This is a genomic window from Bacteroides sp. D1, from assembly GCF_000157095.2.
Taxonomy (GTDB): Bacteria; Bacteroidota; Bacteroidia; order Bacteroidales; family Bacteroidaceae; genus Bacteroides; species Bacteroides xylanisolvens.
Genome location: NZ_JH114332.1, coordinates 82,210 through 94,339, shown reverse-complemented (window position 1 = coordinate 94,339; position 12,130 = coordinate 82,210). Strand labels below are relative to the sequence as shown.

The 12,130-nt window shown below is 42.2% G+C and carries 13 protein-coding genes; 10 read left to right on the top strand and 3 right to left on the bottom strand.

All coding sequences use genetic code 11. The annotated features are described in order from the left end of the window. Positions 1–4: 4 nt before the first annotated feature. The 3 genes from BSAG_RS18015 to BSAG_RS18025 all read right to left on the bottom strand — a co-directional run bounded on the left by BSAG_RS18015 (position 5) and on the right by BSAG_RS18025 (position 2,634). Entirely contained in the window at positions 5–235 is a 231-nt protein-coding gene (locus BSAG_RS18015; protein ID WP_004315036.1) for a hypothetical protein, read from the bottom strand. A gap of 77 nt (positions 236–312) precedes the next feature. Continuing rightward, positions 313–837, bottom strand: coding sequence for an RNA polymerase sigma-70 factor (locus BSAG_RS18020; protein WP_004301470.1), 525 nt, complete (start codon positions 835–837; stop codon positions 313–315). Between the two features lie 192 nt (positions 838–1,029). Then, complete coding sequence (locus BSAG_RS18025) at positions 1,030–2,634, bottom strand: DUF6377 domain-containing protein (protein ID WP_008020697.1); 1,605 nt, start codon at positions 2,632–2,634, stop codon at positions 1,030–1,032. Positions 2,635–2,894: 260 nt separating this feature from the next. On the opposite strand from BSAG_RS18025, the gene BSAG_RS18030 reads away from it, so the two are divergent. The 10 genes from BSAG_RS18030 to BSAG_RS18075 all read left to right on the top strand — a co-directional run bounded on the left by BSAG_RS18030 (position 2,895) and on the right by BSAG_RS18075 (position 12,114). Continuing rightward, on the top strand, positions 2,895–3,272 hold the full coding sequence (locus BSAG_RS18030) for a hypothetical protein (RefSeq protein ID WP_004312115.1): 378 nt from the start codon (positions 2,895–2,897) through the stop codon (positions 3,270–3,272). A 118-nt stretch (positions 3,273–3,390) separates the two neighbouring features. Continuing rightward, positions 3,391–3,741, top strand: coding sequence for an NADH-quinone oxidoreductase subunit A (locus BSAG_RS18035; RefSeq protein ID WP_004312114.1), 351 nt, complete (start codon positions 3,391–3,393; stop codon positions 3,739–3,741). Further along, entirely contained in the window at positions 3,732–4,334 is a 603-nt protein-coding gene (locus BSAG_RS18040) for an NADH-quinone oxidoreductase subunit B (protein ID WP_004312113.1), read from the top strand. The genes BSAG_RS18035 and BSAG_RS18040 overlap by 10 nt, the downstream gene beginning before the upstream one ends. An 82-nt stretch (positions 4,335–4,416) precedes the next feature. Then, positions 4,417–6,009: an NADH-quinone oxidoreductase subunit D gene (locus tag BSAG_RS18045; protein WP_004312112.1), complete on the top strand. Its 1,593-nt coding sequence runs from the start codon at positions 4,417–4,419 to the stop codon at positions 6,007–6,009. 20 nt (positions 6,010–6,029) lie between these two features. Next, positions 6,030–7,106 carry an NADH-quinone oxidoreductase subunit NuoH gene (gene nuoH / locus BSAG_RS18050; protein WP_004315645.1) on the top strand — a complete coding sequence of 359 codons (1,077 nt, stop codon included), beginning with the start codon at positions 6,030–6,032 and terminating at the stop codon, positions 7,104–7,106. A 12-nt stretch (positions 7,107–7,118) separates the two neighbouring features. After that, positions 7,119–7,607, top strand: coding sequence for a 4Fe-4S binding protein (locus BSAG_RS18055; protein ID WP_004305338.1), 489 nt, complete (start codon positions 7,119–7,121; stop codon positions 7,605–7,607). A gap of 2 nt (positions 7,608–7,609) precedes the next feature. Next, positions 7,610–8,122, top strand: a complete 513-nt coding sequence (locus BSAG_RS18060) for an NADH-quinone oxidoreductase subunit J (protein ID WP_004312110.1) — start codon at positions 7,610–7,612, stop codon at positions 8,120–8,122. Between the two features lie 37 nt (positions 8,123–8,159). Further along, positions 8,160–8,468, top strand: coding sequence for an NADH-quinone oxidoreductase subunit NuoK (gene nuoK / locus BSAG_RS18065; protein WP_004312109.1), 309 nt, complete (start codon positions 8,160–8,162; stop codon positions 8,466–8,468). Between the two features lie 191 nt (positions 8,469–8,659). Next, positions 8,660–10,591: an NADH-quinone oxidoreductase subunit L gene (gene nuoL / locus BSAG_RS18070; RefSeq protein WP_004312108.1), complete on the top strand. Its 1,932-nt coding sequence runs from the start codon at positions 8,660–8,662 to the stop codon at positions 10,589–10,591. A 38-nt stretch (positions 10,592–10,629) separates the two neighbouring features. After that, positions 10,630–12,114, top strand: coding sequence for a NuoM family protein (locus tag BSAG_RS18075; protein WP_008771081.1), 1,485 nt, complete (start codon positions 10,630–10,632; stop codon positions 12,112–12,114). Positions 12,115–12,130 lie beyond the last annotated feature (16 nt).

Here is a 12,130-nt window from a genome sequence, read left to right as displayed (position 1 = left end):
AAAGCTATTTATCTTTGTGTTGCTCCATTCTACGCATAAATTCATATAATTTATGTTGGACAACTTCTTTATTATTTTCATATTCCGGAGATATCCAATCAACGAGTGCCAGCAAAGTCTGATTTTCTATAAATTCTTCCTTCAGCCTTTCGTTGTTTTCCACTTCTATGAGAAACTCTGTTTTTTCATCAGAAGTAAATTCATCCGCAAAATATTTATTCAGACAATTCTCCATATACACAGTCCTTTTTTATCAAAGAACGATTATCTCAATAAATACCCCTAAAAAATACCGATAAAATCATTAAAAAGTTATGCAGCCAATGTTACATTGAGTTTTGCTCTCAACTTTTTTAGTGCTATTCCCATCTGACATTCCACTGTATTTACCGAAATGCCTAAACGTTCGGATATTTCCCTATACTTCAATCCTTCCATGCGACTTAACAAAAATATGTCACGGCATCTTTTAGGCAAACTATTGATAGCATCCCGTATCAGTTTCTCCATCTGATTTCTTTCTGATATATCATATACATCAAAACGATCTAAAGATTGCAATTTCAGATTCAACTCAATCTCAAAAGAAGCCTTCACATTCTCGACATACTTTTGCTCGAATACTTTATGCTTTAAATAATCCAAACATTTGTTTCTCACAAGTCTGAAAAGATAAGCATTCATATTCTCAATATGATTCATTGACTCTCTCTTTTCCCATAAGTCTGTAAACACATCTTGTGTTATGTTCTCAGCATCCTCTTCCGACATCACAAATTCTTTTGCAAACCGAACTAGCTTGGGATAATAAATAAGATACAATTCTGAAAAACTCATAGTTGTGTGTTTCTTTAGATTAGTATTCAGTTATCAAAAATCTTGTGATGCAAATATAGAGATGAAAAAAGCCTACTTCTTAGTGGAAGTAGGCGGGAAAGTAAACGTTTTATAGATCAATTATTGTATATACATTTAATAATCAACAATTTACAATAAGACCATTTTTTAGTTTTGGTAAACCGGATAGAATCATTTTTGAGACAAAGAACCAAGCTTTTTTACCTCCTCCTCAAAGATATTACTATCAAGAGTGGACATTCTCTTCACTTTACTCTTATAATTATAGATTGTCTGCACAGAATAATGCAAAAATACAGCAATCTGTCCAACATCGGTAATTCCTAATCGTATCAATGCAAATATGCGTAATTCTGTATTCAGTTGGTCCTTTTCCAGTTTATAACGCTCCTCCGGTTTCAACAAAGAATTAAACTTTTCCACAAAGTTAGGATACAAATTAAGGAACGCTTTATCAAAGTTATGATAAAGTTCTTCAAGTTCCTTTTCAAAAGGTCGGGAGGATGACTTATATAAATCATCAATCTGTCCGGTCTTGATTTTCCTGTTCACATTCTTCCTGTACTCATCGAGTTTATTAATATAAACGGCACATTGATTCATAAAATACCCCACATATTTTTCCTTAATCAGATTAGCTTCGTCGAGATTCTTATTCAGCCCGACCAGTTCCTCATTCATAGCTTTAAGATGCCGTTTAGCCCGGGATACAATTTTTGTTTGTTTATATGTAAAATACAGGGTGATAGCAAGAGCTACCACAAACAAGCTAGTCAGAAATATATAGAAACGGAGGTTCTGCTTTTGTTTTTCCAACCGGATCAAGTATGTATTTTCAATAATCGGATGGATGCGGGCAATTACCGTATTCTTAAAACGGGAATTATAAAAGATGGCATCATCCAACGCTACTTTAATATAATTATAAGCCCTGTCTATATCTCCTTTATGATATAAATTAACTGCCAATGTCAATAATGCCTCATTCTCTTTGACAGCCAGTTTTGTATCTGTCATAGCAGCCAGCATTAGAAACTTTTCTTCCAATGCATAATTCCCAATCAACCGATAAGCCCTGGCAAGTCCCATAGCCATCATAGCATAGCCATGAGATGCCGGCTCTTGTTTATCATATATCTCTGTCAAAATCAGAAGAGCCTCTTTGGTACTTCCCTTATCTTGAAGCTTCACAGCTTTTTCTTTTCTATATTCATCCGACTGGTCAAATAAGATGCTCATCACAGTATCCCGATAAGCCTCTTTTTCCGATATATACTCGTTTGAAAACCGTACATCGTCCGTGTATTTAATGAGATTTTCATAATAACGTATACGATTCCAGCAATACAAAGCTTTCAAATGATCGGGTAAATCCGCACATTTTATCGACTTAAAAATATCATTTGCTTGAATAAACAAACCGGATAAAGAATAGACAAAAGCCAACCGGAGCTGCTCTTCCAAAAGATATTCTTTATTACCAATCGTTTTTGCTATATCAATATTCTCATGAATATATTGTTCTGCCGAGTCACAGACAAAAGTCTCATATTGATGGATAATCTCTTTATTTAAATTGTATATATCCTCCAACGAATTAAGGCCAACTTTCTTTTTCTTTAATTCTTTTATGGTAGCTTCTTTTTTCTGGGTATATATCAAACGTTCAGAAATCACTTTGTCCAACACCTTCAACAAAGAATCATTCTCACTATCTGCATAGAGGTAAAACAAGGAGTTTAGAAGGAAAAATATAAACCAAAGTGTGCGTTTCATAATCATGTATTCTTTCTTAATCTGCAAAAAAATGTATTTTCTTTGTGTTATTCGCCAAAAAGAGCGTAAATCATTCTTTTTATTGCATCTTTTAACAAATGAAGATGGAGAAATTACCCCATTCTAAATGATATTTGTGAAACCATGCTGACTAAAAAATGAATCTAAAAGATATGGAGTTAAAAAAAGCTTTTTTGCTATACGGACTTTGCAAAAAGTATAAATATTAGTTCTATATTTGCAGCCGTTAAAAGAGAAAGATGAAACAAAGCTTAAAATTCGGACTACTTTTAGTGTTGGCTTTGCTCATCCATTGTGCAACTAATGGAGCAATGGAAGATATGTGCAAAGTTTCCTCCCCGACTTATCGGCAGGAGAAATGCTATGTATCACAAGATCGTCCGATTCAGGATGCTTTGGAACGTCTTTATAATCTTTATACGACGCAAACCTGTGACATGAGTCATACAGACGTCGCACATGTTCCGACAGATAAAAGCATGTTTTTGTTAATCGCTTATTTCTGTGACCATTACAAACATCAAAGTCCACCTTACCCTGTTTCATCCCATTCTCCTACATATTATTACGATCCTATCTCCTATTATATATATGGGTTGAGAAAGATTGTCATTTAGCCTACAGTACAGTAGACTCTTTTGCTCGTCATTTATTACAGTTGGTTTTATTCTCCATAGGGCGAATAGACTAATTGCTTATTTCTATATAATATTCAATCTAAACAGCTATTGAATTATGAATTTTACATTTTTAGTTGTTGTTTTACTGACAGCGCTTGCTTTTGTCGGTGTAGTAATAGCCCTCTCGCGTGCTATCTCTCCCCGTTCATACAACCTGCAAAAGTTTGAGGCTTATGAATGTGGTATACCGACACGTGGTAAATCATGGATGCAGTTCCGTGTAGGCTACTACTTGTTTGCCATCCTATTCCTTATGTTCGATGTCGAAACAGCTTTTCTGTTTCCGTGGGCGGTAGTTATGCGTGACATGGGACCACAGGGACTTATTAGTGTTCTCTTCTTCTTTATCATTTTAGTTCTGGGTCTTGCTTATGCCTGGAGGAAAGGAGCTTTGGAATGGAAATAACCAAAAAGCCAAAAATAAAATCTATTCCGTATGATGAGTTTATTGACAATGAATCATTGGAAAAGTTGGTCAAAGAACTTAATGCAGGAGGAGCCAATGTTGCCCTCGGAGTACTTGACGACTTTATCAACTGGGGACGCAGCAATTCACTGTGGCCGCTTACCTTTGCAACCAGTTGTTGTGGTATCGAATTTATGGCACTGGGTGCCGCGCGTTATGACATGGCCCGCTTTGGGTTTGAGGTAGCACGTGCCAGCCCGCGTCAGGCTGATATGATTATGGTATGCGGAACAATCACCAATAAAATGGCTCCGGTACTGAAACGACTTTACGACCAGATGCCCGATCCGAAGTATGTGGTTGCCGTAGGCGGATGCGCTGTCAGCGGAGGTCCTTTCAAGAAGTCCTATCACGTAGTAAACGGGGTGGACAAGATTCTTCCGGTAGATGTATATATTCCCGGATGCCCGCCACGTCCTGAAGCTTTCTATTATGGCATGATGCAATTGCAACGCAAAGTGAAAATAGAAAAGTTCTTTGGTGGAGTAAACAGAAAAGAGAAGAAACCGGATTATTTAAGAAATGAAGAATGATGAATGATGAATGAAGAATTCGCATGCAACATCCCGGCAGATTTTTCATTCTTAATTTTTCATTCTTAATTTAATTTGATTTATGCAAGAAATACAATTTATAGCTCCTGCAGCGTTACACGACGAGATGCTGCGCTTGCGAAATGAAAAACAGATGGACTTTCTCGAAAGCCTCACCGGTATGGACTGGGGAGTAGCCGATGAGAAAGACGCTCCGGAAAAACTCCGCGGCTTAGGCGTAGTCTACCATCTGGAATCTACCATTACAGGCGAACGGATAGCACTAAAAACAGCGACAACCAACCGCGAGCTACCGGAAATACCGTCTGTCAGCGACATCTGGAAGATAGCCGACTTCTACGAACGTGAAGTTTTTGATTTTTATGGCATCACCTTTGTCGGTCATCCTGATATGCGCCGGCTCTACCTGCGCAACGATTGGATTGGTTATCCGATGCGTAAAGATAACGACCCGGAAAAGGATAACCCACTGTGCATGACCAATGAAGAGACGTTTGATACGACTCAAGAAATAGAACTGAACCCGGACGGAACCATCAAGAACAAAGAGACGAAACTGTTCGGCGAAGAAGAATATGTAGTCAACATCGGTCCGCAACACCCTGCTACTCATGGTGTAATGCGCTTCCGTGTTTCTCTGGAAGGTGAAATTATTCGTAAGATTGATGCGAACTGCGGGTATATCCACCGAGGTATCGAGAAAATGAATGAAAGCCTCACTTACCCTCAAACATTAGCTTTGACAGACCGTCTGGACTATTTGGGCGCGCATCAAAATCGTCACGCATTGTGTATGTGTATTGAAAAAGCCATGGGCATTGAGGTCAGTGAACGCGTACAGTACATCCGTACCATAATGGACGAGTTGCAACGTATCGATTCTCACTTGCTGTTCTACTCTTGTCTTGCTATGGACTTAGGAGCGTTGACAGCATTCTTTTATGGATTCCGTGACCGCGAGAAAATTCTCGATATCTTTGAAGAAACTTGCGGCGGACGTCTGATTATGAACTACAATACGATTGGCGGTGTACAGGCTGATCTTCATCCTAACTTCGTCAAACGAGTAAAAGAGTTCATTCCATATATGAGAGGAATTATCCACGAATATCACGATATATTCACGGGTAACATCATCGCACAGAGCCGTATGAAAGGCGTCGGTGTGTTAAGCCGTGAAGATGCCATCTCTTTCGGTTGTACCGGAGGTACAGGCCGTGCATCAGGATGGGCGTGTGACGTACGTAAACGAATGCCATACGGTGTATATGACAAAGTCGATTTCAAAGAAATCGTTTATACGGAAGGTGACTGCTTTGCCCGTTACCTGGTGCGTATGGATGAGATCATGGAAAGTCTGAACATCATTGAGCAATTAATAGACAATATTCCCGAGGGACCTTATCAGGAGAAGATGAAACCTATCATCCGTGTTCCGGAAGGCAGTTACTATGCAGCAGTAGAAGGAAGTCGTGGTGAATTTGGTGTCTTCCTGGAAAGTCAGGGTGACAAAACGCCTTACCGTCTGCACTACCGTGCTACGGGATTGCCGCTTGTTGCTGCAATTGACACCATTTGCCGGGGCACAAAGATTGCCGACTTAATTGCTATTGGCGGAACAATAGATTATGTCGTTCCGGATATTGACAGATAATACTTAATTATTAAAAATATATGTTCGACTTTAGTATAGTAACAAACTGGATACATGAGCTACTGCTCTCCATTATGCCGGAGGGATTAGCCATCTTTATAGAATGTGTAGCTGTCGGCGTGTGCCTCGTAGCACTGTATGCCATCCTGGCTATCATATTGATCTACATGGAGCGTAAGGTCTGCGGTTTCTTCCAGTGTCGTCTTGGACCGAACCGTGTTGGTAAATGGGGTTCTATCCAAGTGGTCTGCGACGTGCTCAAAATGCTGACCAAAGAAATCTTCATGCCGAAGGGTGCCGACCATTTCCTTTACAATCTTGCTCCATTCATGGTGATTATCGCTTCATTCCTGACTTTCGCTTGTATTCCTTTTAATAAAGGTGCGGCGATTCTGGACTTTAATGTGGGCGTGTTCTTCCTGTTGGCAGCTTCCAGCATTGGAGTTGTCGGTATCTTGCTGGCCGGTTGGGGTAGTAACAACAAATTCTCTTTGATCGGTGCCATGCGAAGCGGTGCACAGATTATCAGTTATGAACTTTCGGTTGGTATGAGTATCATGACAATGGTAGTGCTGACGGGAACCATGCAATTTTCTGAAATCGTAGAAGGACAAGCTGATGGTTGGTTCATCTTCAAGGGACATATTCCTGCGGTCATTGCTTTCATCATCTATCTGATTGCCGGAAATGCAGAATGTAACCGTGGCCCGTTCGACCTTCCCGAAGCGGAAAGTGAGCTGACAGCCGGATATCATACTGAATACTCCGGTATGGGTTTCGGTTTCTTCTATCTGGCAGAATACTTGAATCTGTTTATCGTAGCCAGTGTTGCCGCCACCATCTTCCTGGGAGGATGGATGCCGCTGCACATTGTTGGTTTGGATGGATTTAACACTGTAATGGATTATATTCCGGGCTTTATCTGGTTCTTCGCCAAAGCATTCTTTGTGGTATTCCTTCTGATGTGGATCAAATGGACTTTCCCACGCTTGCGTATCGACCAGATCTTGAATCTGGAATGGAAATACCTGGTTCCAATTTCTATGGTAAATCTATTATTAATGGCATGCTGCGTAGCTTTCGGCTTCCACTTTTGATAAATGAAAATTATGGAATATAAAGATAAAAAATATACGTACTTAGGTGGTCTGGTGCATGGCATCAGTACACTGGCAACGGGTATGAAAACCAGCATCAAGGTATACTTCCGTAAGAAAGTGACCGAGCAATATCCCGAAAACCGGAAAGAGCTGAAAATGTTCGACCGTTTCCGTGGTACGCTGAATATGCCCCACAATGAGAATAATGAACATCGCTGTGTAGCTTGCGGACTGTGTCAAATGGCCTGTCCGAACGATACAATCAAAGTGACCAGCGAAACCGTCGAAACAGAAGATGGAAAGAAGAAGAAAATCCTGGCAACCTATGAATATGATTTGGGTGCCTGTATGTTCTGCCAGCTCTGTGTCAATGCTTGTCCGCACGATGCCATCACGTTCGATCAGAACTTCGAACATGCAGTCTTCGACCGGACGAAACTTGTCCTGAAGTTGAACCACGACGGTAGTAAAGTAATAGAAAAGAAAAAAGAAGTTTAGATATGGGATCAACACTTGAAACAGTAGTATTCTACTTTTTGGCAGCATTTATTATTGCTATGTCCATCATGACGGTGACTACCCAACGTATCGTACGCTCGGCCACCTACCTGCTCTTCGTGCTCTTCGGCACGGCCGGCATCTATTTTTTGCTGGGTTACACCTTTCTGGGTTCCGTTCAGATTATGGTTTATGCCGGTGGTATCGTCGTTCTTTATGTATTCTCCATCCTATTGACCAGTGGAGAAGGCGACCGGGCCGAGAAAGCAAAACGAAGTAAAGTCTTAGCCGGACTCTTCACTATGATTGCCGGTTTAGCCATTATCCTGTTTATCACACTGAAGCACGATTTCATGCAGACAGCTAATTTGGCCCCGCAAGAAATTAGCATTCATGCTATCGGGAACGCTTTATTAAGTAGTGACAAATACGGTTATGTATTGCCTTTCGAAGCTGTCAGCATATTATTGCTGGCGTGTATCATCGGTGGCATCATGATTGCACGTAAGAGATAGGAATTTTAAGTATTAACTATCAAAATAGAGTTCGAATATGATACACATGGAATATTACCTGGTAGTTTCTACCATCATGATGTTTGCAGGAATCTATGGATTCTTTACCCGCCGAAATACACTGGCTATCCTGATTTCTGTAGAGTTAATGCTGAATGCTACGGACATCAACTTCGCCGTATTCAATCGTTTCCTTTTTCCGGGGGGAATGGAGGGTTATTTCTTTGCACTCTTTTCCATCGCCATCTCGGCTGCGGAAACTGCAATAGCTATCGCCATCATGATTAACATTTATCGTAATCTTCGAAGCATTCAGGTGCGCAACCTGGACGAGTTGAAGTGGTGATTTGTTTCATTCCCAGGAACAAGGTGTTTCATCCCTTGAAACACTTCGTTTCACACCGAGAAACAAAGTGTTTCTCACCGAGGAACAACTAGTTTCACACCGGGAAACCAAACAGAAGGTCCGAGTATAGTGATTATCAGCTATAAGACCAAAAATTAATAATAATAACTCAAGTAATTAAATAAAACTGTATGGAACTAACAATTCTAATACTCCTTCTTCCTTTCTTCTCCTTTCTCATATTGGGAATCGGAGGTAAATGGATGTCCCACCGGACAGCGGGTACAATCGGTACGCTGATACTGGGAGCAGTAGCAGTACTATCCTACGTTACAGCTATCCAATATTTCTCCGCTCCACGACTGGAAGACGGAACATTCGCCACACTGATGCCTTACAACTTCACGTGGCTTCCTTTTACAGAGACTTTACACTTCGATTTGGGCATCTTGCTCGATCCTATATCGGTAATGATGTTGATCGTCATCTCTACAGTGTCACTGATGGTACATATCTACTCTTTCGGTTACATGAAAGGAGAAGTCGGTTTTCAACGCTATTACGCTTTCCTATCCCTGTTTACCATGTCTATGCTGGGATTGGTCGTTGCAACCAACATCTTCCAGATGTACCTTTTTTGGGAGCTGGTGGGGGTAAGTTCTTACCTGCTAATCGGTTTTTATTATACAAAACCGGCTGCCATTGCTGCTTCCAAGAAAGCGTTTATTGTTACTCGCTTTGCTGACTTGGGCTTCCTGATCGGTATCCTGATTTACGGATATTACGGTGGTACATTCGGCTTCACTCCGGATACAGTATCCTTGATAAGCGGTGGAGCTTCTATGCTTCCGTTGGCTCTCGGACTGATGTTTGTCGGTGGTGCCGGTAAAAGTGCCATGTTCCCGTTGCATATCTGGTTGCCGGATGCAATGGAAGGTCCTACTCCGGTCAGCGCATTGATTCATGCGGCTACCATGGTAGTTGCCGGTGTATATCTGGTGGCACGTATGTTCCCACTTTTCATTACATACGCACCGAATACGCTGCACATGGTTGCTTGGGTAGGTGCATTTACAGCATTCTACGCGGCAAGTGTGGCTTGCGTACAATCAGACATCAAACGTGTACTGGCTTTCTCTACCATTTCACAGATTGGCTTCATGATGGTAGCTCTGGGTGTTTGTACTTCCATGAATCCGCACGAAGGAGGTTTGGGCTACATGGCTTCCATGTTCCACCTTTTCACACATGCCATGTTTAAGGCATTACTCTTCCTCGGTGCAGGTAGCATTATCCATGCCGTACATTCTAATGAAATGTCCGCTATGGGAGGTTTACGCAAATATATGCCGATCACTCACTGGACATTCCTGATTGCTTGTCTGGCTATTGCCGGTATTCCTCCGTTCTCGGGCTTCTTCTCGAAGGATGAAATTCTGGCTGCTTGTTTCCAATACAGCCCTGTAATGGGATGGGTGATGACAGTCATCGCTGCAATGACAGCTTTCTATATGTTCCGCCTTTACTACGGTATTTTTTGGGGGAGCGAGCCGCCCCGGGCAGGTTCCCATTCGGAACATAACACGCCGCACGGAAACTTGGAAGCGGCACCTTGCCGCCCACATGAGAGTCCGTTGGCTATGACTTTCCCGCTGATGTTCCTGGCAGTTGTAACTTGTGGAGCAGGATTTATTCCTTTCGGACACTTCATCAGTTCGAATGGTGAATCTTATTCTATCCATCTCGATCCGTCAGTAGCTATTACGAGCGTTGTTATTGCGATTATTTCGATTGCAATCGCTACATGGATGTACAAGAATGCCAAACAGCCTGTTGCTGATTCGTTGGCAAAACGATTCAAAGGTCTGCACAAGGCAGCCTATAATCGCTTCTATATTGATGATATCTACCAGTTTATTACGCATAAGATTATCTTCCGCTGCATCTCTACTCCTATCGCATGGTTCGACCGTCATGTAGTGGATGGATTCTTTGACTTCCTGGCATGGGCCACCAACACAACAAGCGACGAGATTCGTGGTTTGCAGAGCGGTCAGGTACAACAATATGCGTATGTGTTCCTTTGCGGTGCATTGGCACTTATCCTACTGCTGATTCTCTAAATAGTAAATAGTAAATCTTTAAATAGTAAATCATAAAGATGAATTTCTTATCCATATTCGTACTTATCCCCTTATTGATGCTGGCCGGACTTTGGGCAGCACGAGGAATCAAAGCCATCCGGGGGGTTATGGTTACTGGCGCATCGGCACTTCTGATTGCCTCCGTCGTACTTACATTCCTGTATCTGGGAGAGCGTAGCGCCGGAAACACGGCAGAAATGCTTTTCCGTGCAGATACGCTTTGGTATGCCCCGCTTCACATATCTTATTCAGTAGGTGTTGACGGAATTTCGGTAGCCATGTTGTTATTGTCTGCTGTCATCGTATTCACCGGTACATTCGCTTCCTGGCGCCTGCAACCGCTGACGAAAGAATATTTCCTCTGGTTCACCCTGTTGTCTATGGGAGTATTCGGATTCTTTATATCCGTCGATTTGTTCACCATGTTCATGTCCTATGAAATTGCGTTGATACCGATGTACCTGCTGATTGGTGTATGGGGATCAGGACGTAAAGAATATGCAGCCATGAAACTGACCCTTATGTTGATGGGCGGTTCCGCTTTCCTATTGATCGGTATTCTCGGAATCTATTTCGGCTCGGGAGCAACCACCATGAACCTTCTCGAAATTGCACAGTTGCACAACATACCTTTTGCACAGCAATGCATCTGGTTCCCGCTGACTTTCCTCGGCTTCGGTGTATTGGGCGCCCTTTTCCCGTTCCACACATGGAGTCCTGACGGTCACGCTTCTGCCCCGACTGCCGTATCCATGCTTCATGCCGGAGTATTGATGAAACTGGGAGGTTACGGATGTTTCCGTATCGCCATGTATCTGATGCCGGAAGCAGCCAACGAACTTTCCTGGATATTCCTGATACTGACAGGTATCTCTGTAGTCTACGGAGCCTTCTCCGCTTGCGTACAGACCGACTTGAAATATATCAATGCTTATTCATCCGTATCTCACTGCGGACTGGTTCTTTTCGCCATTCTGATGCTAAACCAGACAGCAGCAACAGGAGCAATCCTTCAAATGCTTTCACACGGATTAATGACAGCCTTGTTCTTTGCTCTGATAGGTATGATATATGGACGTACACACACACGTGACGTCCGCGAACTTGCCGGTTTAATGAAAATTATGCCGTTCCTTAGTGTATGTTATGTGATTGCCGGTCTTGCCAACCTCGGTCTGCCGGGATTAAGCGGTTTCATTGCTGAAATGACCATCTTCGTCGGCTCTTTCCAGAACAACGACGTATTTCACCGCACACTGACCATCATCGCCTGCTCTTCGATTGTGATTACCGCAGTCTACATCCTGCGCCTGGTAGGTAAGATTCTATACGGAACCTGCACCAACAAACATCACCTCGAACTGACCGACGCAACTTGGGACGAACGTGTAGCCGTTATCTGCCTCATCGTTTGCGTTGCCGGACTAGGTATGGCTCCTTTCTGGGTTAGCCACATGATTGGTGAAAGCGTATTACCGGTTGTCTCACAACTAATCCCCTAACTCATAAATCATAATT